Annotated in this window: 26 protein-coding genes; 17 read left to right on the top strand and 9 right to left on the bottom strand. The window is 33.7% G+C overall.

Features of this window, described 5'->3' with window-relative positions:
* Positions 1-40 precede the first annotated feature (40 nt).
* The 11 genes from JE46_RS04135 (at position 41) to JE46_RS04085 (ending at position 10,662) form a co-directional block, all read left to right on the top strand.
* Positions 41-1,612: an O-antigen ligase family protein gene (locus JE46_RS04135; protein ID WP_157505874.1), complete on the top strand. Its 1,572-nt coding sequence runs from the start codon at positions 41-43 to the stop codon at positions 1,610-1,612.
* 22 nt (positions 1,613-1,634) lie between these two features.
* Positions 1,635-3,161, top strand: coding sequence for a hypothetical protein (locus tag JE46_RS04130; RefSeq protein ID WP_051872820.1), 1,527 nt, complete (start codon positions 1,635-1,637; stop codon positions 3,159-3,161).
* A gap of 34 nt (positions 3,162-3,195) precedes the next feature.
* On the top strand, positions 3,196-4,062 hold the full coding sequence (locus JE46_RS04125) for a hypothetical protein (protein ID WP_031454002.1): 867 nt from the start codon (positions 3,196-3,198) through the stop codon (positions 4,060-4,062).
* 75 nt (positions 4,063-4,137) lie between these two features.
* Positions 4,138-5,559, top strand: a complete 1,422-nt coding sequence (locus JE46_RS04120; RefSeq protein WP_031454001.1) for a tetratricopeptide repeat protein — start codon at positions 4,138-4,140, stop codon at positions 5,557-5,559.
* 73 nt (positions 5,560-5,632) lie between these two features.
* Complete coding sequence (locus JE46_RS04115) at positions 5,633-6,934, top strand: hypothetical protein (RefSeq protein WP_157505873.1); 1,302 nt, start codon at positions 5,633-5,635, stop codon at positions 6,932-6,934.
* Between the two features lie 21 nt (positions 6,935-6,955).
* Positions 6,956-7,423 carry a hypothetical protein gene (locus tag JE46_RS04110; RefSeq protein WP_031453999.1) on the top strand — a complete coding sequence of 156 codons (468 nt, stop codon included), beginning with the start codon at positions 6,956-6,958 and terminating at the stop codon, positions 7,421-7,423.
* Between the two features lie 3 nt (positions 7,424-7,426).
* The gene (locus JE46_RS04105; RefSeq protein WP_031453998.1) at positions 7,427-7,723 is read left to right on the top strand and encodes a hypothetical protein; all 297 of its coding nucleotides are present in this window, start codon (positions 7,427-7,429) and stop codon (positions 7,721-7,723) included.
* A 107-nt stretch (positions 7,724-7,830) separates the two neighbouring features.
* The gene (locus JE46_RS04100) at positions 7,831-8,226 is read left to right on the top strand and encodes a hypothetical protein (RefSeq protein ID WP_031453997.1); all 396 of its coding nucleotides are present in this window, start codon (positions 7,831-7,833) and stop codon (positions 8,224-8,226) included.
* 631 nt (positions 8,227-8,857) lie between these two features.
* Positions 8,858-9,451 carry a hypothetical protein gene (locus JE46_RS04095; protein WP_167343416.1) on the top strand — a complete coding sequence of 198 codons (594 nt, stop codon included), beginning with the start codon at positions 8,858-8,860 and terminating at the stop codon, positions 9,449-9,451.
* 4 nt (positions 9,452-9,455) lie between these two features.
* Complete coding sequence (locus JE46_RS04090) at positions 9,456-10,046, top strand: hypothetical protein (protein ID WP_031453995.1); 591 nt, start codon at positions 9,456-9,458, stop codon at positions 10,044-10,046.
* An 88-nt stretch (positions 10,047-10,134) separates the two neighbouring features.
* Positions 10,135-10,662: a hypothetical protein gene (locus JE46_RS04085; RefSeq protein ID WP_157505872.1), complete on the top strand. Its 528-nt coding sequence runs from the start codon at positions 10,135-10,137 to the stop codon at positions 10,660-10,662.
* Positions 10,663-11,045: 383 nt separating this feature from the next.
* Here the strand turns inward: JE46_RS04085 and JE46_RS04080 are convergent, their stop codons facing one another.
* The 6 genes from JE46_RS04080 to JE46_RS04055 all read right to left on the bottom strand — a co-directional run bounded on the left by JE46_RS04080 (position 11,046) and on the right by JE46_RS04055 (position 15,193).
* The gene (locus tag JE46_RS04080) at positions 11,046-11,978 is read right to left on the bottom strand and encodes a DUF3078 domain-containing protein (RefSeq protein ID WP_031453993.1); all 933 of its coding nucleotides are present in this window, start codon (positions 11,976-11,978) and stop codon (positions 11,046-11,048) included.
* Between the two features lie 79 nt (positions 11,979-12,057).
* Complete coding sequence (locus JE46_RS04075; protein ID WP_031453992.1) at positions 12,058-12,567, bottom strand: DUF2480 family protein; 510 nt, start codon at positions 12,565-12,567, stop codon at positions 12,058-12,060.
* 84 nt (positions 12,568-12,651) lie between these two features.
* Positions 12,652-12,975 (bottom strand): SUF system Fe-S cluster assembly protein, encoded by a 324-nt coding sequence (locus JE46_RS04070; RefSeq protein WP_031453991.1) that lies wholly within the window; start codon positions 12,973-12,975, stop codon positions 12,652-12,654.
* 139 nt (positions 12,976-13,114) lie between these two features.
* Complete coding sequence (locus tag JE46_RS04065) at positions 13,115-13,540, bottom strand: SufE family protein (protein WP_031453990.1); 426 nt, start codon at positions 13,538-13,540, stop codon at positions 13,115-13,117.
* Positions 13,541-13,542: 2 nt separating this feature from the next.
* A complete protein-coding gene (locus JE46_RS04060) occupies positions 13,543-13,968 on the bottom strand; it encodes a hypothetical protein (RefSeq protein WP_031453989.1) in 426 nt (141 codons plus the stop codon).
* 10 nt (positions 13,969-13,978) lie between these two features.
* Positions 13,979-15,193: an aminotransferase class V-fold PLP-dependent enzyme gene (locus JE46_RS04055; protein ID WP_031453988.1), complete on the bottom strand. Its 1,215-nt coding sequence runs from the start codon at positions 15,191-15,193 to the stop codon at positions 13,979-13,981.
* Between the two features lie 225 nt (positions 15,194-15,418).
* Between JE46_RS04055 and JE46_RS04050 the strand changes: the two genes are divergently transcribed.
* Together JE46_RS04050 and JE46_RS04045 are read left to right on the top strand one after the other, a co-directional pair.
* Entirely contained in the window at positions 15,419-16,762 is a 1,344-nt protein-coding gene (locus JE46_RS04050) for a serine hydrolase domain-containing protein (RefSeq protein ID WP_031453987.1), read from the top strand.
* A gap of 60 nt (positions 16,763-16,822) precedes the next feature.
* Positions 16,823-17,647: a BRO family protein gene (locus JE46_RS04045; protein WP_031453986.1), complete on the top strand. Its 825-nt coding sequence runs from the start codon at positions 16,823-16,825 to the stop codon at positions 17,645-17,647.
* 65 nt (positions 17,648-17,712) lie between these two features.
* Here JE46_RS04045 and JE46_RS04040 read toward each other — a convergent pair whose 3' ends face one another.
* Entirely contained in the window at positions 17,713-18,252 is a 540-nt protein-coding gene (locus tag JE46_RS04040; protein WP_031453985.1) for a 3-hydroxyanthranilate 3,4-dioxygenase, read from the bottom strand.
* An 85-nt stretch (positions 18,253-18,337) separates the two neighbouring features.
* Positions 18,338-19,429 (bottom strand): endonuclease/exonuclease/phosphatase family protein, encoded by a 1,092-nt coding sequence (locus tag JE46_RS04035; RefSeq protein WP_031453984.1) that lies wholly within the window; start codon positions 19,427-19,429, stop codon positions 18,338-18,340.
* Positions 19,430-19,548: 119 nt separating this feature from the next.
* Here JE46_RS04035 and JE46_RS04030 point away from each other — a divergent pair, with 119 nt between their 5' ends.
* The 4 genes from JE46_RS04030 to JE46_RS04015 all read left to right on the top strand — a co-directional run bounded on the left by JE46_RS04030 (position 19,549) and on the right by JE46_RS04015 (position 22,325).
* Positions 19,549-20,550 carry a S66 peptidase family protein gene (locus JE46_RS04030; protein WP_394332076.1) on the top strand — a complete coding sequence of 334 codons (1,002 nt, stop codon included), beginning with the start codon at positions 19,549-19,551 and terminating at the stop codon, positions 20,548-20,550.
* A 124-nt stretch (positions 20,551-20,674) separates the two neighbouring features.
* Positions 20,675-21,025: a hypothetical protein gene (locus tag JE46_RS04025; RefSeq protein WP_031453982.1), complete on the top strand. Its 351-nt coding sequence runs from the start codon at positions 20,675-20,677 to the stop codon at positions 21,023-21,025.
* A gap of 154 nt (positions 21,026-21,179) precedes the next feature.
* Positions 21,180-21,551, top strand: a complete 372-nt coding sequence (locus JE46_RS04020) for a YraN family protein (RefSeq protein ID WP_031453981.1) — start codon at positions 21,180-21,182, stop codon at positions 21,549-21,551.
* A 117-nt stretch (positions 21,552-21,668) separates the two neighbouring features.
* Positions 21,669-22,325 carry an aspartate kinase gene (locus JE46_RS04015; protein ID WP_025570960.1) on the top strand — a complete coding sequence of 219 codons (657 nt, stop codon included), beginning with the start codon at positions 21,669-21,671 and terminating at the stop codon, positions 22,323-22,325.
* 80 nt (positions 22,326-22,405) lie between these two features.
* On the opposite strand, the gene JE46_RS04010 is transcribed toward JE46_RS04015, so the two are convergent.
* Complete coding sequence (locus JE46_RS04010) at positions 22,406-22,870, bottom strand: OsmC family protein (protein ID WP_031453980.1); 465 nt, start codon at positions 22,868-22,870, stop codon at positions 22,406-22,408.
* Positions 22,871-22,906 lie beyond the last annotated feature (36 nt).

The following is a 22,906-nucleotide window of genomic DNA, read 5'->3' as shown; positions in this document are numbered from 1 at the left end:
GCCATTTGTTCTTTTTTTAGCTTGGGCACTATTTGTCTTTGTGCAAACAGGAATAGCAGTCCAGTCTAAGAATTATCGTATTGCAATACTATTTGTGTTTCTTATTTCTTTTATAATTTTAAGAAAAAACCAGACAATCGTTTTTTATAGAGCTGTTGCCTTTATTGCTGCATTACAAGGCATCTGGTGTATCCTGCAATATTTAGGCAAAATTCCCAGTGAAAATGCCAGCTTTGAAGTTACAGGAAGTTTTGCGAATCCGAATGTGGTAGCCATGTATATGGCATTGTCTCTTCCGGCATTACTCTATTTATGCTTCAAAACGTCTGTTTTGTTTCTAAAAAACATTCATTATCTGATGCTTTTAACCGTATGCATTGGATTATTTCTTTTAGAATGCCGTACAGCATTATTAGGTGGTGCATTTTCCTCCGGACTGTTTCTGATATTCTATTTTGATATACTCAAACGCTATAAAATTAAATACGTTTTATTTGGAATTCTTGCTATAGGAATTTTATGTATCCCTATAGCAAGACAATTATACTTTGATAAAAAGGATTCAGCAGACGGCCGTAAACTTATCTGGACTATTACTTCACAAATGATATTGGATTCTCCTGTAAGAGGATATGGAACAGGAATGTTTGAAAAAGAATACAATCTTAAACAAGCTAAAGCCATACAGGAAGGAAAACTAAATCAAAAAGAGTTAAAAAATGCTTCGTTTGTATTAATGGCTTACAATGATTATTTAGAACAAGGCATAGAAGGCGGTATTCCTGCCATAGTATTGTTTATTACAATGCTAATTTCCTTTTTATATCCATCGAAAAAAAACAACGACATAGTCTTAGAAAGTGGTGCTAATGAAAATCTAAAAATACATTATGCTGCTTATGCCGGTTTTGCTTCCTTTACGTTAATGGCAATTTTTAATTTTACAATCGAAGCTATTCCCGTTATGCTGCTGTTTTGTTGTTACGCAGGAATTTTATGTACTAGCACCAATCAAAAAAAATTAGTTGAATTAAACATTGCACCAAGCAGATTCAAAACAGTACTTCTCATACTTATCTGCATTACTGTTTATATCACTTACAGCCAATTAAACCAGGCTAAAGCACATCGTCAGAATAAAAAAGCACAAGAGTTTCTAATGGCAGGAAATTTTGAGAAAGCTGAAAATTTGCTTTTACCGCTGAGAGAAACTCAGCAAAACTCTGTGAGTTTTTGTATAATTTATGGCAATCTTCTGTATGCGCAGCATAAATATGGAGAAGCTTTATACCAATTTAATTGTGCCAAAAAATTCAGTGCTAATCCTAAGCTTTATGATATGTCTGCCCGATGTCTGCTTAAATTAAAGGATAGAACAGGAGCAATATCAAATTTATATCAGCTTACAACACTTTCTCCAAAAACAATGAAATATAAATTCAATCTGATGCAAGTTTTGAGAACCGACAAACAAATAAAATTAGCCTGTATGATAGCGCGGCAGATTGTGAATATGCAACCTGTTCAACGCAATGAGTTAACTGAAAAATATCAAAAAGAGGCAAATCTATTTTTGAAAAGCTGCCAAAATAATACCGCAAATTCAATTTAAACTTTAAATCCAATCTCAAATTATGGGTAAAATTATAATGATGTTATTGCTTCTTTCGAGCCTGTATGTTCGCAGCCAAAATAACTTACCAAAAAATGTAACAGCAGTTTTAGAAAAAGCCGGCAAAAACCGCGGAGAACTGGAAAAAGTAATACAACGGTACAATCAAAATAAAGCAGACAGCCTGAAGCTAAAAGCCACTTATTTTTTGATTTCGAATATGGACATTCACTCTTCTGTCGATTATTACTGGACAGATGGAAAGGGAAAACGAATACCTTATAACGAAATGGATTATCCTGATTTTGTAAGTGCTGTCAAAGCCTTTGAAGAAATTAAACCCAAATATGAAAATATAAAGCCAGTACCCTATACTTATAAAGACATTGATACTATAAAAACTGATTTCTTAATCAGGAATATCGAAAATGCTTTTGCTGTCTGGAAACAGCCTCAATCCAAAAATATATCGTTCACTGATTTCTGCAATTACATATTACCTTACAGGGTTGGCTCAGAACCTCTGCAGGACTGGCGATCTGTTTATCATGAAAAATTTGGATGGATCCGGGATAGTTTAAAAACACAAAGCACCGAAGATGCACTAAATTATTTTGCAAAAGATATGAGAACATGGTTTGTCAATACGTGGGATCAGGAGCAGCGCAAAGAACCCTTACCTCATCTGGGTCCTATTCAATTACTAAACCGCAAGAAAGGAAATTGTGATGATATTGGTAACTTAATGACTTACACGCTTCGTTCTCAAGGATATTGTGCTTCACTCGAAAGCGTTCCCTATTGGGCAACATCCACAGGCACTCATTTTTTCAATAGTACTTTTTCTTCAGAGGGCGAATTAGTTCCTTTTGATGTTTCTACCGCTAATATAAAAATCGATAATTTTTCAAGAGAACCTTCAAAAGTCATACGCATTACCTATGCAAAACAGCCGGATGTATTGGCTAATATTATAGATCGTGAACAAATACCTCCCGGATTTATGCGAAACAAAAATTACATGGACGTCACGGCAAACTACTGGCAGACCGGCAGTCTGGAAACATCTCTTTTTACCATTCCGTCTCAACCATCTATAGCATACGTATGTGTATTTAACGGTATGAAGTGGAAACCTACCTGGTGGGGGAAAATAAATAAGGGCAAAGCAAAATTTGATAATTTATGTAAAGGAGCCGTTTTTTTACCTGCTTATTTCGTAAACGGAAAAATACAAGCCGCAGCATATCCAATTGCTTCCGGATACCAGCATCAGCTAACACTAAAACCTGATTTGGTAAATACCCGAAATGTAACTATTGAAGAACAGGACAAATACCTCAAATTTCGATTAGACAAAAAATATACCCTGTATTACTGGAATAATAACTGGATTGCGATGGGAGAAAAAACATTTGTAGAAGGAAATTCTTCCTTAGTTTTTGAAAAAGTTCCTAAAAATGCATTATTACTTCTAATTCCCGAATATTCGCAAGGTAAAGAAAGACCTTTTATTATAACTGATAACCAGGAAAGAATCTGGTTCTAATTCAAATAATCATTAACTATTTAACCATCAAACCATGAAAAAAACAATTTTTGGACTAATCATTAGTCTTGCTTTTTTTTCGCATTCAATGAATGCACAAAACAACCAAAAACAACCATTTAAAGATCAGTATTTGCAACAAGCCGAAAAGAATGCAGAAGCAGAAGCAAAAGCCCAGTTGGCCTTAATTACCCATAAGTACAAATTAGATCCTGAAACCTATAAAACACTTTACGAGACGTATTATAATCGTAGAATTGAACTGGAAAAAGCTATGATGTCTTCGGAGAAATCCAAAAAATCACAAAACAATCTTACCCATGTCATTTCAAAATACGATTCGATCTCTAATTATTATTTACAGGCGTTAAAAAATAAAAGCCTTATTGGAGATAAAGTACTACGCGCTGATGACAATTCAAAATTTGCCAGTGCTGTCAGAAGCAGGGAAAAGCTAAAACTGGACAAAACACAAATTGAAAATCTAATCTATCAAAGTAAGCTCATGGCTGAAAAAAAAGCAGAAAACGAATATTTGGATTTAAAAGATTACGAAAGAAAAATATTGCCAACCATTCTTACGGATGAACAATACACACAATTGTTAATCGATCTGAACAAAAAAACCGCCAATGCCTGGGCAAAAGGTTCCTGGCAAAAAATGAAAGAACGCGGAATTGACGAAGGACTTGACAGTACCAAAGTACAAAGTGAACTTTTCAATTACAATTTGGCCAAACTGGTAAAAAAAGAACGTTTTGGCAAGGATGTACCAAAAACAAGCGAAAGCATGCGCAAAATGAATACAACTCTTCCGGAATCCCTTAGAAGATTACAGTCTGATGAAACCCGTAATACTTCCAAAAAATCAGAAGAGACTAAAACCAAATTTGCTTGGTAAATCTAACGACTTTCTTTTAGAAAAAGTTACATACAAAATATATGGATTTCTTAACAATCATTAAAAAAATGATACATGAAAAAAATTATCCAAATAATAGTGCTCCTGTTATCACTACAGCCCTGGGCACAGACTAAAAATAAAGCTGTCATCACCTCACTGGATATGGCCAAAATGCAGCTCAATGAAAACCATACATTTTACAATCCTGAAAAAGGATTTTTTACCTGTAAAAAAGCTGCTGAAGAAGAAGCTATTCCTAAGGCAATGAACATGCTGGCTATTCTTTACAGTGAAGGAGTGGGAACAGCACAAAACCAGGAAACAGCATTGAGCTGGTTTCTTAAAGCTGCAGAAGCCGGCTATGCAAAAGCCTGGTTTAATGTAGGTACCATGCACAGAGAGGGACTGGGAACTCCTCAGGATTTTAAAAAAGCTTTTGAATACTATTCTAAAGGTGCAGCGATAAAAGCTACCACAAGTATGTTTGGCAAAGGCTATATGCTTTACAAAGGTTTAGGCTGCCAGCAGGATTATAACCAGGCGTTTGAATTGTTTAAAGAATCAAGCCAATACGGCAGTCTGGGTTCTATGTACCTTTTGGGAATATGCTATCGGAATGGCTACGGAACACCAAAAGATTTGGCAACCGCAAAACAATGGCTTACCAAAGCAGCCAATTATGGTTATAACCCTGCAGAAAACGAGATGATGGAAGCTGAACCTGAGTTTGCCGATTATAAACAAACGCTAACCTCATATTCAAAGAAAAAAGAAACACATCCGGAAGCTAAAAATCATTTTGAGACTGTTCAACATCAAATAAATAATGCTGAAACCCTAAACGGAAGTTATACCGGATACATTGTTACCTACGACTGGAGCGGCCAGCACATTATTGCTAAAGAACCCTTAACTGTCGATTTGAAATCGCAAAGGGATGGAACTTTTAGCGGTACCTGGACAGAAAACAACAAGAACAGTGTGGAGCTACATGGTAAAATTACCGATACCGAAGTAATGTTTGATAACACAGCTTACAGTAAAATTGATCATTATAGTGCCAAAAAACCGACTACATTTTTATTTAAAGATGCCCGTTTAAAAACTACAAACTATCAGGATACCCATTATTTGTCAGGAAATTTACAATTGTGGTCTGTAAGACAAAACGAACCTGAAAAACCGATATATATCAGTTTGGCCAAAAATAAACAGGATACTGGTGCCCCATCATTAAAAAATGATCCGTTAGTAATCTATCCTAATCCCTTTAACGACAGCTTTTCTTTTAACCTCAGTTTGAACGAAAAAAGTACCGTTGATATTGCTTTGTACTCTATGGCAGGAACTGTTTTATATACTGAAAAACTATCCCTGCCTGCCGGCAATCACACCCATACCATTGCAATAAATGTTGCTGATGGATCCTATGTTTTGAAAGTAAACTACAGTAATAAAAGTAAATCGACAATAGTAATTAAATCTAAATTGTAAAATGAAAAAAATACTGTTTTTAATACTATTTTTGACGGGCATAACGCCTGTTTTCAAAAATAATAGCCTAAATTTGGTTTGCTATCAATCGTATGCACAGGAAGATCCCTGGGGTGAAGAACTGGAAGACGTCATTATTTGCAACGAACCAGACGATATTACAGTTGATGATTATGGCAGTTACACTATAACAGAAACCTGCGTATGGAGCAATATAGATGGCATAGCTACCAACGATTGTGAGTGGAATTGCTCAACAGTTGTTGCTGATAAACCCGATGATGGCTCTGGTGGTAATGATGAACCAGACTGTAATGGAGATCCAGGCGGGTCTGCCTATTTAGCTAATTGTGGTTGTATAGGGGGATCAACAGGAAGAGAATCTTGTAATTCTGATCCTGATCCTGACCCTGGTTCAGGAAGCTCTGGTAACCCTTGCGGAAATCAAATCGTCTGTCCTAATGGTCAACAGCTGAATTACACAACCTGCAACTGCGAATGTACTAGAACATGTCCACCAGGTTATAGGCTAAACTTACTTTCATGTAATTGTGAAAAAGAAACACCCTGCACAACAACCTGTCCTGTTGGTTTTGATCTTATAGATTGCCAATGTAGAGTTAACCCTTGTTTGAATTCTGATTTAAGGCATAAAGAAATTTCTACAGATGTTAAAAACTTAATAGATCAAAGAGAAAAAACGGTTTTTATGAATGGTTCCTATGTTGATGTAAAGTTATTTGAAATACAGGAAATTGAAGATGGTTGGGGAGATATTAATCTTGATAAATACGCATTAAATATAACAAATTTGCCAAATGGTTACCAACCACAAATGTTGTTTGACGAAATTAGAAGAGATTTTTCTGATTTTGTAACTGGCGGTAGTATAGTCGGAACTTCAGTTAAATTGGAACCTTATTCTATCGCAGACGGCAATAAATGGGAATCATCTAATCCAATAGGTGCTGTAATGAATTTTAATAATTTTATGGATACCTCTACTGTAATATGTACAGAATACAACTACGATGAAATGTATTGGACGTTTACAACAGTACACAGTTTAGATCATCAAGGGCACTTTGTTAGTGGACATAGACAGTTTGGTATAGAAACTAATAGTGATGGCAGTTACTCTTTTTATTTGAGAGGAGCCGATCGTTTAGGTCAACTAATAGACTATTCTTTGAATGGATTCGATTCTGGACATGATTTTTTATTTAATAATGCCGCCGATGCTACCTGGAAAAATTTAATGTCAAATCTCGAAAAATTTATTAAATCTAAAACAGGAGCAATAATTAAGCCTTTTGATAAAAACAAGGTTTATGCTGAAAGATTTGAATATAATGAAAATGACTGTCCTGAATAATTAATTAAAAAATATTTATATATGAAAAATATCATTTTATTTCTTTTTATTACAATTAATGTGTTTTCAAAATCAATAGAAACGAAAAATAATTTTAAAGACATAATACAACCACAACCAACGATTGCTGAAGTTTATTACAATAGACTTGAAGTTTCTACCAGATTGCCTTATTTTACTAATAGATTTATTGATCGTAAAGCAAATGAAAGACCCGACGTACCAGTCACTGTTTGGCAAACAATAAAAGACAACTTAGATTATACATCATTTAAAATTTCAGCAATACAAGTGCTTAATAATAATTTTACAAGTACTCAAATGCAACAAACAATAACTAAGTATCAAGACAAACCATATATACCTATTCTTACTTTAAAACTTAGAGAAGAATTACAATTAGCTGGACTAGAATTTGACATTGTAGTGCTAAATCAAATAAATAATATTTTGGTCGCTAATGGTCATCAACCGATACAAAATCAATAAATCATGAGTGAAACTACAGATGATAATTTCGAAGAATTAAATATCTTAAATAAAGTACGTGTTTACAACGTATTTATTTTCGTTTTATTTAAATTGTTTATGTCGTTTAGTGAATTATTTGCACTTGCATATATATTTAATTTTCTGCATCTAGTTTTTAGTTTGATATTTATTATTTTTGAAATAGTTAATATTGTTAAAACCGAAAAAATAAAATATATTTTTACTAATTGGGTCGTATTACTTGGATTAATTATTTTTGTATTTGAAATAGTTATAATAATTTTAGATAAAATCTAAAGATTATCCGATCGTGCGGAAATGATTTCCTTGCGTTCTTCATAAAAGAAGCCGTCTACATTGTTAGACGGTCTTCTCTTTTTAATTTCAAAAGTAAAAAAATCCGAATGATAAACTATGCAATAAATAAAGTTCAGCAAAAGTATATACTATTACTGAGCATGTTTTTAATTTCCTGTACGGGAAAAGATGTTGAGAACATCACAATTAAAGGAACTGTTTTTAATAAACATACTCAAAAGCCTATAAAAAATGAAAACATCGTAATTGAGATAGAATGTTGGAAATATGCAAATAGTCCAGACGAAAGCTATGCAGAGCATGAAAAAAAACATGTTGAGACTGATCATAATGGAAATTATACAGTTAGTTTTAACAAAGGTGCTTTTGTAACTTTTAATTTAGGCACAAACGAACATGGTGGATACTTTGTAAATGCTAGTAATCTCTATATCAACAAAAGTGAAAATATATATAATATTTATTTAATCCCTATTCATTAGACTTACACTGAAAAGTCTATTTAATGAGGCTGTCCAAAAAACAAGGACAGCCTCTTTTGTCAATAACAATGAAGGATTTATTGAGTCTAATCATCGTGTCAATGAAAATACAACTGGTGAAGAACTGGAAGACGTCATTATTTGCAACGAACCAGACGATATTACAGTTAATGATTATGGCAGTTATACTATAACAGAAACTTGCGTACATGGTAATATAGATGGTATAGATACCAACGATTGTGAGTGGAATTGCTCAACAGTTGTTGCTGACAAACCCGATGATGGATCTGGTGGTAATGATGAACCAGACTGCACCGGAGAAATCGGAGGGTCCGCCTATTGGGCTAGTTGTGGTTGTATAGGGGGATCAACAGGTATTGAATCTTGTAATTCTGATCCTGACCCTGACCCTGGACCTGGCAACCCCTGTGGAAGTCAGGTAAGCTGTGATAGTGGTTATCAGTTAAATTACACAACCTGCAACTGTGTATGTACCAGAACATGTCCTACAGGATATAGATTGGTAAACTGTGAATGTGTTAAAATTAATACACCTCCGCCACCTGATCTGGATCCTTGTGCGGAATCAATAAGACAAGCATTTAATGGATTAACTCAACAAGGAAAGTTGGCAGAAATACTTGGCAAATTTAATGGACCAAATGCCAAATATAAAATAAACATAAGTATTGGTTCATTAGGTGGAGATGCAGATTTAGCAAGAACATCAAATAGTGGAATACCTCGAACATATAATATAGTTTTTAATGAAAATTACCCAAACGCAACTTCTTTATCTAAGGCAACTTCTTTAATTCATGAGTATATACATGCTTATTTTAATACACTTTATGATGATTGGAAGAACAATGGGAATATACACGCCTACGATGAATATCCTCCGTTAAAGGCTTTTTATATTGACGGAACTTATTCGAGTCCATATTCAAAAGATGCTCACCACGATGCTATAGCAAGTAGTTTTATAAATTTGATGGCCGCTACGATACAAGAATATAACACTAACATGCCAGTTGCCGTTGGAGCTGCAGACCAATTTTATATAGATATGGCATGGAGTTCTTTACAAGGTACTCCTGCTTATAACAATTCAAACTTGACTGAAGAAGCTAAAGATAGAATAGGCTCCCAAAGAGCAGTTGAAACATATAACAAACCTAGAGGCATATACCCAGTAGTTGGAACCCCTTGTAATAATTAAAAAAATGAAAAAATATTTAATAATACTTAGCATATTCTTTGTCTCTTGTTCTACAATTAAAATTGAAGAGCAAATAGTTCAGGACTTTATTAAAGAAAAGAATTTAAACCGCACACAAAACACAGATGCCTCCTACTTAATTGAAGAAGCAGGTTCGAATGAAAATGTTTTAGAATATTACAAAATAGCATATTTAGATCGGGATTCAATATTTCACAACAGAAGAATTGATTCTTCTCCTCGTAATTTAAAAGTATGGCCAATAAATATCGCTGAAATAGAAGAATTAAAATCAATTTATAAAAACGATACTTTAGGATATCATTGGAAGTTAAAAAACTTCAATTCTCTAGACATTCCAATAATAAAAAGAAAAGAATTCGATTCTAAAATTGCGAATCAAAGTTTTTCTTTAAATACATCAGGAAATGTTATTTCAAAACCTATTATTTCTGAAAATAAAATGTATGCCCTTCTATATTATTATAGTTTTGTACCAATGGCGAGCATCGATAAAAAAATATGTTTAGTTAAAAAAGCAAAGGATAAATGGGTTGTTATAGCTGAATTTTATGATCCTAATGTCTTTAACTAAAAAAAATCGACATCAAATTAGTTGGTGATGACCCTAACGGAAATACTATCATTATAATAAACGATTGCAAATAAACCAAAAAATGAAAATGAAAAAAATATTTTTTATAGTACTAATTGTTTTGGTTTCCTGTAAATCAAAACAAGAAGCCCTAACAAAACAAGATGTCACAATTGCGTCAAAGTGTAAAAATCCAAATCATAAAGAACTGAAAGAATTTCAGGGAGATACTTTAAAATACGTACAGACTAAAATTTTAGACAGAAAAGAATATTACATCGGTAAAAAATTTGAAGTTCTATTAAATGATTTAAACATACCTATTGAAAGATTCATGTACACTCCCAATTTTAATAACATAAAAAAAGTCAGTAATACCATTTTTGAAATTTATGATGGTTTTGAAACCAGTAGAAAATTAGAGAAAGGGGAGATTCCTGTAAACATCATAATAACCTGGCAGACACCACTTAATGCTGATGAAGTAGATAAATTAATAATAGATAGAACCAAACGAGCTGAATGGACTCCTGAAAAAGAAGCGTATTTTAAACAGCAAATTGTAGGTAATGTAGTGAGAACAAACTATAATCTTGAAAATTATAAAAAGAAATAGGCTGATTTTAGAAAAAAAGAAGCCGTTTATCATTTTAGACGGCCTTCTCTTTTTAATTTAAGAAATAAACAATCCGAATGATAAACTATGTAATATAAATGAAAAATTACAGTTGTTTTAAAATCAATATATTTGAAAAAAGCCCACATTTTAATTATCCGCGTTACAAACGCTTTATTTAGTTCACAGCAATAAGCTGGTACTGTTTGCAAACGAGCACGAGATGGATTCATATTACCAGATTCCCTTATAATAAATTCCTGATATTATAGTGCAAAAAAATAATTTATATTTTTATTAAAGTATAAACCAGATACAATATATAAAAACAAAAGGCTGCTGAAAAATTTTCAGCAGCCTTTTTATTATTGCTTTTAAAACTTTTAAAATCCGAAACTAATCCCTAGTCCAAAAACTTGTCTGGTTTGAAACCCCCTGAAAGCATTGTCATCGTAAATGGCCTGGAAAGAAAAATTGGCTGATAGATATTTATTAACTTTCATAATGATATTTAAAGAGTAATCCATATCAACATTCTGTGGATCTTCTAAATAGTTTGAGTAAACATTCAGCGTATTTTCTGCAGTTACGTTGGTCATAATAGCCAGTTTGTAATAAATCGAGGAATAAAAACCTAATTCGTAACGTACACTTTTATTAGCATCAACACCAAAATAAGTTCCATCTACGTAACCAGTTCCTGAAGTGTAAGCATTATCTACAAAAGTGAATTTTGAGGTTAATGGTGCAAAGTTTATTTTTAGATTGGCATCTTTTGACCAGTAAATACCAGGACCAGTAGTCAGATAACCCGGAGACAAAAACTTAGTACTTTCGGTTCTGATTTCTTTTCCGTTACTATCCTGACCATAAATATATCCTGTTGTGAACTGTGTCCTAAAATTCAAAAAATAGGAGTAATACCATTCTCCAAAAGCTTTTTTCCCTACAATAGAGTTAAATTCCAAACGGTCATCTGTCTTTTTTGCGAAATCAGCCGTTTTAGTCTGTAAAAGTCCGTAAGAAGCCAGGATTTTGTTATCCCAGGTTATATCGTCTTTTTTGTAATTGAAGTCGTAATTAATTCCAAGAGTCCCTGAAAAACTGTCTTCTCCTCCTGCAATCCAGTTGTTGAAACTCGATTGATTTAACAACAGTGATACGGTTCCTTTGGTTTTCCAGCCTTCATCTACAACAGTATCGTTTATAATTTTAACTGCTTTTTCGGTATTCTGAATTAATTCTTTTTCGGTGTTTTGTGCCTGAACTAAAGCTAAATTTGCTAAAACGAAGAGTAATACAAGTATCTTTCTCATGGTTGTTTAGTTTAAGTGTATTAACAAATATAGTACTAAAAACGCTAAAGCCCGAGAGTTTATTGGGTTATAAAGAAAGTTATTTCTTAGATTCTTTATATAAGGGTACCGCAGAACATGCCTCTCCATACATAATGCTTCTGGCAAAAGGCTGTAAATATGTTGTTGCCAAAATATAAGCGCGCATAGGTACCGGTTTTTTGGAACAGCCCTTTACAATAACAGGTTTGTTTTTGTATGCCGAATAATCAATTGTTAATAAAATTTCTTCGTACAAACTTCCGTCCAGATCTTCTATAGTTCCATTGACTGTTTTTTTGGCAAAAGGAGCTAATTGTACTGCTACTAAAATTAGAGCCCAGGCAGGTATTATAGCATCTGTACTGCAATGGACAGCCACATACTGATCCTGATATTGTGTCCAGTCATGATTTTTTAGATGTTCCCTAAAGTCTTTTTCTTTAAGTAAAAACCCTTCCAGAAGCCATTGCGAAATGTCAATCTGTACTCGCATTCCTTTGGGATAATAATCTTCCAGATCAAAAACTTCTAAGGCGCTGCTGGCAACTTTATTGATAATTTCTTCCATTTTTTTAGTCTGAAAGTCTAAGGTCGAAAGTCATAAAGTCTTTGTACTTTCAGACTTTATGACTTTCAACTTTACGACTATTTTTTAAAGCATTCCTAATTCTAATTTTGCTTCTTCGCTCATTAAATCTTTACTCCATGGCGGATCAAAAGTAATTTCTACCTCAACATCTTTTATGTGTTCGATTGTTTTTACTTTTTCCTCTACCTCTCTTGGTAAGCTTTCTGCAACCGGGCAGTTTGGAGATGTTAAAGTCATAAGGATTTTCACTTCGTAATCCGTATTCACCATTACATCATAAATCAATCCTAATTCGTAAATATCTACAGGAATCTCAGGATCGTAAATCGTTTTTAAAACTTTTACAATTGATTCTCCTAATTCGTTTGTGTCTATTTCTTGTTCCATTTTATTTGTTTTTTCTTTTTCACCATATAAGTGATATAAGTTCATTTAATTTGGGAGTGTTAAACTTTTTTGCTTATTATGATTTGATAAGTGACTAAGCTTATAATCTCTTCTATGAACTTATATGGTTTAAAAATATTTAGTTTTTGTTTTTTGAATCAAAAGCCAAAGCGTACATTTTGATGTTTTTTATCATTGAAACTAAACCGTTTGCACGTGTTGCAGATAGGTGTTCCTTTAAACCAATTTCGTCTATAAACTCCGTATCTGCTTTTATAATATCTTCTGCTTTTTGATTGGAGAAAGCACGAATCAGAATTGCAATAATTCCTTTGGTTAAAATCGCATCACTGTCTGCTGTGAAAACAATTTTATCATCATTTTGTTCTCCCTGAAGCCACACTTTCGACTGGCAGCCTTTGATTAAATTTTCCTCTGTTTTATATTCTTCTTTGATTAACGGAAGACTTTTTCCTAATTCGATGATGTATTCGTAACGCTGCATCCAATCGTCAAACATCGAAAATTCATCTATTATTTCGTTTTGTATTTCTTTAATTGTCATAATTATTCTTTAACAAAATCAGTCAGCAAATTTACCAGTTTTTCAATTTCCTTTGGTGGAAAACCATTGTCAAAACCCGGTGTCTCGTAGGTTTTCTGATTTTGGGTTATTTTTAGATTCCCAATTGCGGCACCGTCATAAAAACGTTTTTCAGTTGGTGCTTTTAAAGTTGGGATACTTTCTAAATTTATTTTTTCGAATTCCGCTACAATCTGTTTCCATTTTGCATCATCGATTTTATTTTCTACTGCTTGTACATCTCTGCCATTGATAACTGAAACGGACTGATTTTGGACCACTATCTTTTTAAAATAGCCTCTTGACATAGCCGAATATTCAATAACTGTTGACGTCATGTCTGTTTTTTTTTGGCTGGAACATCCCGTTCCGATAAAAATAACGAGGAGCAATAATGATACAATTCTCATAAGATGAATTTTAGCTTAACATGGTTTTTGCTTTTTTAACGGCCTCAACCATTATATCAATTTCTTCTTTCGTATTGTAAAAAGAAAACGAAGCACGAATCGTTCCCGGGATACAAAAGAAATTCATAATTGGCTGCGCACAATGGTGTCCGGTACGAACTGCAATTCCTAATTTATCGATAATAGAACCAATGTCATAAGGATGAATCCCGTCTATATTAAACGAAACTACCGAAGCTTTATTTTTTCCGTTTCCGTAAATTCTCAAACCTTCGATTTCTAACAAACGTTTTGTCGCATGTTCTAACAATTTGTTTTCCTGAAGCTGAATATTTCCAAAACCAATATTGTTTAAATAATCAACAGCCGTTCCTAGAACTATTCCGCCAGCGATATTTGGGGTACCGGCTTCAAATTTATGAGGCAGATCAGCATATGTTGTTTTTTCGAAAGTAACTTCTTTGATCATTTCACCACCACCTTGATATGGAGGCAGTTTGTTTAGCCATTCTTCTTTTCCGAATAAAATTCCGGTTCCGGTTGGCCCGCACATTTTATGCCCTGAAAAAGCGTAAAAGTCACAATCCAAATCCTGAACGTCCGGTTTTAAATGCGGAACAGCCTGTGCTCCGTCAATTAAAACAGCAGCTCCAACGGCATGTGCTTTAGCAATCATCTCCTTCACAGGATTGATTACACCAAGTGCATTCGAAATATGATTTACCGTAACGATTTTAGTTTTCTCAGATAATAAAGATTCATATTCGCTGATGATCAGTTCGCCTTCTTCGTTTATAGGAATCACTTTTAGTACAGCTCCTGTTTTTTCGCATAACATTTGCCAGGGCACAATATTACTGTGATGTTCCAGAGAAGAAACCAAAACTTCGTCTCCCGGTTTTAAAATAGAAGCAAAACCATTAGCTACTAAATTGATTCCGTGTGTTGTCCCCGAAGTAAATAAAACCTCGTGAGAAAATTTGGCATTGATATGATGTTGCAATTTTACCCGTGAAATTTCATAAGCGTCAGTCGCTAACTGGCTTAAAGTATGAACTCCACGGTGAATATTGGCGTTTATTTCCTGATAATATTTCGCTTCAGCATCAATCACGATTTGTGGTTTTTGCGAGGTTGCCCCATTGTCGAAATATATTAATGGTTTTCCGTTTACTTTTTCAGAAAGTATCGGAAAATCAGCTCTTATTTTTTGAATATCCAGCATAATTTATTTAGAAAAATTCTATTTACAAAAGTACTAAATCTAAATTGTTTTATCTGCCAATTCTATCATTTCCTTTTATAGTACTATCAAATTCAAAATTGTAATGCAGATTCCTCAAAAATTAATTCTTTTTTTCAGAGTTTCTTTCCAATAATTTAAAAACCAGCCTGATAAAATCCTGTCTATAAATTATTTATATTGCATTCAAAACAACTGCAAAAAATTATGAAAAAAGTCTTTCGTTTACTTGGCATTCTTCTTCTTTTAATAATTCTTTATTTTGGTTTTACCACTTACCCAAAACTGGATCTGATTTCAGGCTTTTCAGCCAAAAGTATTGCTTCGGGACATTTTTTGGATAACCGTTCGAAAGAGTTAATCGAAAAAACCGACAATGATATTAACCTCATCGACCTGGCAACAAACACAATTGATGATGCCGGAAAATTTGCTACTTCCAATGTCTACGGATTAAAGGAACGAAAAGCCATTTACCGTGAAGGTTTGGGAGCAACTTTAATAAATGATGATTTTGATGTTTCAAAACCCTATTTGCTTCCCAGAAGATTAAAATCTAAAACTTTGCCTTTCCCTTACGGAAACATCGAGCCAAAAGACACTATTTTTTCGAATATTGATTATAACCAATTAAAAAAAACAATCGACAACGCTTTTGACAAATCGGGTGGAAAGTTAAAACGAACCCGTGCCGTAGTTGTCTTGTACAAAAACAAACTGATTGCCGAAAAATACGATACCGGTTTTACGAAAGACAGTAAAATATTAGGCTGGTCAATGACAAAAAGCATTACAAGTTCGGCTTTTGGAGTTTTGGCGAAACAAGGAAAAATAGATATTTATAAACCTGCTCCTGTCGCAGAATGGCAAAATGACGAACGAAAAAACATCACTATCAATGATCTGCTTCACATGAATTCCGGTTTGGAGTGGGAAGAAAATTACAACACCATTTGCGATGCTACCAAAATGCTTTTTCAGGCAGAAGATATGGGGAAAGTCCAACTGGACAAACCCGCTGAATTTAAACCTAACACACATTGGAACTACTCTTCGGGAACGACCAATTTATTATCACTGATTTTAAAAAGACAATTTAAAACCCAACAGGAATATCTTGATTTTTGGTACAGTGCCGTAATCGATAAAATCGGAATGAACTCTATGATTGTGGAACAGGATATGAGCGGAACTTTTGTAGGTTCCTCATACGCATGGGCAACACCTCGCGACTGGTCAAAATTTGGATTGTTATATCTGAATAAAGGCAATTGGAACGGCGAACAAATCCTGGATGAAAGCTGGGTAAAATATACCGCAACACCCACCAATACTTCTGAAGGAAAATATGGAGCACAATTCTGGCTGAATGCTGGCGGAAAATTCCCGGACGCTCCACGCGACATGTTTTACTGCAACGGTTATCAGGGTCAAATGGTTGCGATTATTCCATCAAAAGATATGGTGATTGTGAGAATGGGACTGAAGGAAGATCCTGCTTTTGATTTTAATGGGTTTTTGAAAGGGATTATTGAGAGTGTGAAAAAGTAATTTATATTCTCTTTGTAATTTAATTTTGTACTTTTGTAAACATAAAAAATGACTACAATTATGGAAGAAGATATTCAAGAAACAAATGGTAATTCACTTTCATTTGAAGACTTCAAAAATGAGAATGGAATTACTTATTGGTGGGCTTCTGATTTGATGAAGATGTTAGGCTATCCTAATATGAAATCTTTTCAGAAAGTATTAGATAGAGCGACAAAAGCTTTTGTTTCTTTGAATATTCCTCATTATGAGAATATTATAGCCCAAATGAGAAACATAAACAGTTCTGATATTCAAGATTTTAAACTTTCTAGATTTGCTTGTTATTTAACAGTAATGAATGGTGATCCAAAGAAAGTAGAAGTGGCAGAAGCACAAGTTTATTTTGCTCAACAAACTAGAAAATTTGAACTTCATTTAGAAAATAATCAAGAAATCGAGCGAATTTTAATTCGTGAAGAATTAACTGAGGGAAATAAATCGTTAGCTTCTATTGCTAAACAATCTGGAGTAACTGATTTCGCAAAATTTCAAAATGCAGGTTATATTGGTATGTATAATATGCCGTCCTGGAAGTTAGAACAAAAAAGAGGGGTTAAAAAGGGAAAATTAATGGATCACATGGGTAGAACTGAATTGGCAGCAAATCTATTTAGAACTACGCAAACTGAAGAACGAATAAAAAACAAAGGAATTAAAGGGCAAGTAAATTTAGAACAAACTCACTTTCAAGTTGGAAAAGAAGTTCGAGAAATTATTGTGAAGAACGTTGGAAAAGCTCCTGAAAATTTACCTTTAGGAAAAGAACTTTCGGATGTCAAGAAAGAACTAAAACAAGGGCATCGAAAAATGCTAAAGGAAGATGATTCAAAAAAGAAAAAATAAAATCCAAAAACCGATAGACTTTTTTAAAGTTTATCGGTTTTTGGATTTTATAAATCTTTTAAAAATTATTTTTTAGCCACAAACCTCGGATCAGATTCCATAACGGTTCCGCAATTATCACAGGTTCTTAGTTCTTCTGAATTGTAGAAATGTTCAAAATGAGGGAGAAAATCTTTTTCGATATTGTGCAGTTCAAAAAACACTTCATATAATTTATGGTTACAGTTGTCGCAATGCCAAAGCAATCCGTCTGTGTAGCCCAATCCTGCACGTTTTCGCTCAATTACCAAACCAATAGATCCCTCTGAACGAACTGGAGAATGCGGCACTTTAGCGGGATTCAGATACATATCGCCTGCATTCAGAATCATTTCCTTGCGTTCGCCATCTTCCTGAATCACTACTTTTATATTTCCTTCCAGCTGGTAAAAAAGCTCTTCGGTTTCGTTATAATGATAATCTTTTCTGGCATTTGGGCCTGCGACAATCATCACAATATAATCGCCTGAGTCAACATATAAATTTTTATTTCCAACAGGCGGTTTTAGTAAATGACGGTTTTCGTCTATCCATTTAGTCAGGTTGAAAGGTTTTGATATGGCCATTTTTTTTAAGATTCTGAGTTGCTAAGTTTCTAACAGGCTAAGTTAAGGAAAATTTGTAGAGACGCACTGCAATGTGTTTATGGATCTACATTTCTTTTATCAGATAAATATAAACCGGAAAATGGTCACTGAAACCTACTTCATTTGTACTGTGCCGCAGCGGATATCCTTTGTATTTTCCTGAATTCTGGATAAGATACGGTTTATTGAAAATTCCGGCTTTCCAGAATTTAAACGATGAAAAATCAGGTTTTATAAGTGATTGCGTAATAATGATCTGGTCGAAAATATCCCAGGAATCCCGAAAAGCTGTTGTTCCCATACCGCGTTTTGCCATTTCTTCAAAGGGATTGTAAGTCCCAAATTCGGGAACTTCAGACTTTTTGGCTTTTGCTCCAAAGGCAGTTTTTATACTTTTATTATAAGGACCATCGTTTAAATCGCCCATCGTAATTACTTTTGCGTTTGGATTAATTTGTTGCAGCGAATCGATTATTTTTCGGTTTAATTTCCCGGCTGCTTCACGATATTCACTTGTCGCTTTTTCTCCACCGGAACGCGACGGCCAGTGATTGACGATAATGCTGATTTCTTCTCCTTCTAAAAAACCGGTTATCAAAAGCTGGTCTCGGGTAAAAACACGGTTGTTTTCCTTTTTTATTATTGCCTCTTCATCAGTTGATTCTTCTTTTTTCTCTTCTTCTACATTTTTATTTTTCAATATATATAAAGGTATGTTCGAGAAAGTAGTCGGTTTAAAAAATTTCTTCTGATACAATAAAGCCACATCTATTCCGCGTTTGTCGGGCGAATCAAAATGGATGATTCCGTAATCAAAAGACAATAATCCGGGCTGCTTGACTAAATCTTCCAAAACTCCTCTGTTCTCAATTTCAGAACCTCCAATAAAAACAGGCGCGTTTGGGTTTTCCGGTGTACCAATTTCTGATATTACTTTAGAAAGGTTCTGGAGTTTCTGATTGTATTTTTCTGTTGTCCAGTTTTGTGCTCCGTTTGGTGTCCACTCATCATCATTGGTATAAATATCATCAATAGTGTCAAAAAGATTTTCGAAATTGTAAAAAGCTGCCGTGTGTATAACATATTTTTTAGCCTGACCAAAAGACGTAATTGAAAAAAAGAAAATCAAAAAAAATCTAAGTACTATTATTTGCATAAAAATGTTTTTTTTAATCGCTGAAATTAATCAAATTTTACATTTGTAAGAAATTTCAATTAATTTTATTTTTTTAAATCTCTATCTTTGTTATCAATAAATCAAAAGCCAAAAAGAAAATGAATACAAGCAGATTCCTTCCTATAAACAGCCCTTTTGCTTTTTGTAAATTCGTATTCCTTATTTTTGCTTTACAATCTTTTACCTGTCAATCACAACAAAATATGATAACACCACCTTATTTGCAAAAAGGAGATACTGTAGCTCTTTTGGCAACAGCCCGAAAAAACATCGACGATAATTTAAAACCTACCATAGATTTACTAAAAAGCTGGGGATTAGAAGCCGTAATTGGAAGTTCAATTGGTCTGGATTACCATCAACTGGCAGGAACAGATGAACAGCGTGCTGCCGATTTTCAAAAACAGCTGGATAATCCCAATATTAAGGCGATTTGGTGTGTGCGAGGCGGTTATGGAACTGTCAGAATGCTGGATTTACTGGATTTTACCAAATTTAAACAACATCCAAAATGGGTTGTTGGTTTTAGCGATGTAACAGTTTTACACAATCATTTGAATACGATGGGATACAAATCGATTCACGGCGTAATGCCGGTTACAATTCCGCGTGCGACTCCTGCAGCCATCAGTTCGATGAAATCGGCTTTGTTTGGTGAGCCTTTGTCTTATTCGGTTGCGCCTCATGCTATGAACCGTTTTGGTCAGGGAACAGGTGAATTGGTGGGTGGAAATCTTTCTATCTTATACAGTTTATTAGGATCACCATCGGCAATTGACTGCAAGGACAAGATTCTTTTTATTGAAGATTTAGACGAATACCTCTATCATATTGATCGTATGATGATGAATTTACGTCGAAATGGCTGTATCGAAAACCTAAAAGGAATCATTATTGGCGGTATGACCAAAATGAAAGACAATGAAGTTCCTTGGGGGAAAAATGCACTGGAAATTATTGATGATGTGACCAAAAAATACAATATTCCGGTGATTTTTAATTTTCCGGCCGGACATATTCAGGATAATCGTGCGCTTGTTATGGGAAGTACGATTTCTATTGAAGTGAATGCCTCAGGAAGTACTGTTGTTTTTAAGTAAGGTTATGGATTATGAGTTGTAACTCTATTTAATGACTAAGCCTTAAATCTTAATCTCGAACTGACAATTGAAATAGTATATAAATCTATATGTTAGTAGCAAGTTTACCAAACTATATCTAAAAATGAGGTCGGAATTATATTATGGAAATATTTTAATTGGAAGTATCACTAATACAAAAAGTGATTTTCCAAATCTTTGTGGTCATTTTAATTTGTTATTAAAACCAATAGATATAATTTCTTCACAAATAACTGAATACATTAAATTCTCATCTGAATTACTTGAATTTTATTTAAACACATCCGATATTGATCAAAAAACTGAAGGTATTCTTTTGGAAAAAGAGAAGTTGTATAAAAATCTAATAGACTCAAATGATTGGAAATTAGTTGATTTAAACGGAGAAGAGACAAAAATCCTTATCCCTACTTTTGATAAAGAAGGAATAATAAATTTCAGATTTAATATATAACTGCAAGACAAAGTGCCATCTGATAAAAACGTTTTTTGTAACGACTGCTGGTTTTTAGTGAAATTACCATTATAATTTGTATTTTGTTTTATACTCGTTTTCAAAATTCTTAAACACGGCAAAGCGCTAAAATGGTATCTCTTAACTCAAAAAAATGGCTGAACACAACGAACTAGGAAAAAAAGGTGAAGATCTTGCCGTAGAATATCTGCTTCAAAATGATTATAAAATTTTAGAACGAAACTGGATTTTTCAAAAAGCCGAAATTGATATTATTGCTAAAAAAGATCATTTTTTGGCCGTCATAGAAGTAAAGACAAGATCGAGTTTAGATTATGGTTCTCCTCAGGATTTTGTGAAACCAAAAAAGATTCAGCTTCTCATAAAAGCAGTAAATGCCTACATAAACGATAGGGAAAAGGATTTTGATGATGATTTAGAAATTCGTTTTGACATTATTGCCATCCATAAAACCCAGGAAACATTTGCTATTGAGCATCTTACTGACGCATTTTATCATTTTTAACATATTTTTTTATTGTTATATTTGTAACAAATTGTTTTTTTATTTATCTTTGCGGAGATTTATAACATCAAAAACAACCAAACTAACACAATTACGTTCAAAAAACAATTAAAGATTATGAAAACCGTTTCTTCTATTGTAGAAAATTACATCAAGACCAAGCCATTTTTACTCAATGCTCTTTCTCTTGGAATTATTAATCTGACTTCTTTGTCGCGCAACATCATGACCGAACTGGAAAGCGAATTTGGTAAAGAAGTAAAACAAGGTGCTGTAGTAATGTCCTTAAAAAGACTGACAGAAGAGTTAGATTTTAAACTGAACCACAAAATCAACAAGGTCATTAAAAACATTGGAGAAATTACAGTTCGTTCTGAATTGACAGATTACACTTTTGCAGCTTCTGACACTGTTTTAAACAAACAAGCTGATTTGATTTCTGATATTAATGTGCTGTCTGATATTTTTTATACCTCATCACGTGGCGTAAACGAAACTAATATCGTAGTAAGCAGCAGTATCAACCATTTAGTTGAAAAACATTTTATCCGCGAAAAACTGATTCAAAAATTGGATAACCTGGCTTCAATTACCGTGAAATTACCAAAAGAAAATATTGTAGTTCCCGGGATTTATTATTTCATTTTTCAGCGTTTAGCCTGGGAAGGAATCATTATTAATGAAGTAATTTCTACTTCAAACGAATTTACAATTCTGGTAGGAGAAGAACAAGTTGATGTTGCTTTTAAAGTAATCAAAGACTTAAAAAATTAATTTCTTTTGCCAAAACCCCAATCAAAAAAAAAATAAAAAAAAGACAATATACGAAGAGACTGTTCATACAGTCTCTTTTTTTATGCCGTTTCGCAAGTAGCATTGTGCAGAACCGGAAAATTACATGAATTGGCTATAAAACACAATTGATTCGCTTTTATATGCAGATCTAAAGCTTCCTGCATTTTATCTGCATTTGCAATCTTCACTTTCGGATGTAAACGAACTTCTGTAAAGCGACCACTTCCATCGGCAGTAACTTCGAGTGTTGCTTCGGCATTATCGGTATATTCTAAAACTTCAATTCCGTTTTGGGAACACACATATAAATAAGACATCATGTGGCAGGAAACCAAACTGCTTAAGAGCAAATCCTCAGGATTGTATAATTCGGGATCGCCTTTGAAAGCTTTTGCGGCTGAAACGCCTAAAATTGGTTTTCCTTCGATTTTAATTTGATGGGTTTTGCTGTAGAATCTCTTAGTTGAATCTTCTCTATTTTGATTTAAAGACCATTTTGCCTCAGCTTTGAAAATGTGTTTCATTTTGCCTATTATTAAAAATATTCTCAACGAATTTAC

Origin of the sequence: Flavobacterium chungangense LMG 26729 (genome assembly GCF_000735715.2) — a bacterium.
GTDB classification, from domain to species: Bacteria; Bacteroidota; Bacteroidia; order Flavobacteriales; family Flavobacteriaceae; genus Flavobacterium; species Flavobacterium chungangense.
Note: the sequence above shows the minus strand (reverse complement) of the source record. Positions and strands in the feature narration are given on the sequence as shown.

Excerpts from the sequence above, each read along its gene's own strand:
- JE46_RS04130 (WP_051872820.1), top strand. The coding sequence starts at position 1,635 with ATGGGTAAAATTATAATGATGTTATTGCTTCTTTCGAGCCTGTATGTT.
- JE46_RS04125 (WP_031454002.1), top strand. The coding sequence starts at position 3,196 with ATGAAAAAAACAATTTTTGGACTAATCATTAGTCTTGCTTTTTTTTCG.
- JE46_RS04120 (WP_031454001.1), top strand. The coding sequence starts at position 4,138 with ATGAAAAAAATTATCCAAATAATAGTGCTCCTGTTATCACTACAGCCC.
- JE46_RS04110 (WP_031453999.1), top strand. The coding sequence starts at position 6,956 with ATGAAAAATATCATTTTATTTCTTTTTATTACAATTAATGTGTTTTCA.
- JE46_RS04105 (WP_031453998.1), top strand. The coding sequence starts at position 7,427 with ATGAGTGAAACTACAGATGATAATTTCGAAGAATTAAATATCTTAAAT.
- JE46_RS04100 (WP_031453997.1), top strand. The coding sequence starts at position 7,831 with ATGATAAACTATGCAATAAATAAAGTTCAGCAAAAGTATATACTATTA.
- JE46_RS04090 (WP_031453995.1), top strand. The coding sequence starts at position 9,456 with ATGAAAAAATATTTAATAATACTTAGCATATTCTTTGTCTCTTGTTCT.
- JE46_RS04085 (WP_157505872.1), top strand. The coding sequence starts at position 10,135 with ATGAAAAAAATATTTTTTATAGTACTAATTGTTTTGGTTTCCTGTAAA.
- JE46_RS04080 (WP_031453993.1), bottom strand. The coding sequence starts at position 11,978 with ATGAGAAAGATACTTGTATTACTCTTCGTTTTAGCAAATTTAGCTTTA.
- JE46_RS04075 (WP_031453992.1), bottom strand. The coding sequence starts at position 12,567 with ATGGAAGAAATTATCAATAAAGTTGCCAGCAGCGCCTTAGAAGTTTTT.
- JE46_RS04070 (WP_031453991.1), bottom strand. The coding sequence starts at position 12,975 with ATGGAACAAGAAATAGACACAAACGAATTAGGAGAATCAATTGTAAAA.
- JE46_RS04065 (WP_031453990.1), bottom strand. The coding sequence starts at position 13,540 with ATGACAATTAAAGAAATACAAAACGAAATAATAGATGAATTTTCGATG.
- JE46_RS04060 (WP_031453989.1), bottom strand. The coding sequence starts at position 13,968 with ATGAGAATTGTATCATTATTGCTCCTCGTTATTTTTATCGGAACGGGA.
- JE46_RS04055 (WP_031453988.1), bottom strand. The coding sequence starts at position 15,193 with ATGCTGGATATTCAAAAAATAAGAGCTGATTTTCCGATACTTTCTGAA.
- JE46_RS04050 (WP_031453987.1), top strand. The coding sequence starts at position 15,419 with ATGAAAAAAGTCTTTCGTTTACTTGGCATTCTTCTTCTTTTAATAATT.
- JE46_RS04045 (WP_031453986.1), top strand. The coding sequence starts at position 16,823 with ATGGAAGAAGATATTCAAGAAACAAATGGTAATTCACTTTCATTTGAA.
- JE46_RS04040 (WP_031453985.1), bottom strand. The coding sequence starts at position 18,252 with ATGGCCATATCAAAACCTTTCAACCTGACTAAATGGATAGACGAAAAC.
- JE46_RS04035 (WP_031453984.1), bottom strand. The coding sequence starts at position 19,429 with ATGCAAATAATAGTACTTAGATTTTTTTTGATTTTCTTTTTTTCAATT.
- JE46_RS04030 (WP_394332076.1), top strand. The coding sequence starts at position 19,549 with ATGAATACAAGCAGATTCCTTCCTATAAACAGCCCTTTTGCTTTTTGT.
- JE46_RS04025 (WP_031453982.1), top strand. The coding sequence starts at position 20,675 with ATGAGGTCGGAATTATATTATGGAAATATTTTAATTGGAAGTATCACT.
- JE46_RS04020 (WP_031453981.1), top strand. The coding sequence starts at position 21,180 with ATGGCTGAACACAACGAACTAGGAAAAAAAGGTGAAGATCTTGCCGTA.
- JE46_RS04015 (WP_025570960.1), top strand. The coding sequence starts at position 21,669 with ATGAAAACCGTTTCTTCTATTGTAGAAAATTACATCAAGACCAAGCCA.
- JE46_RS04010 (WP_031453980.1), bottom strand. The coding sequence starts at position 22,870 with ATGAAACACATTTTCAAAGCTGAGGCAAAATGGTCTTTAAATCAAAAT.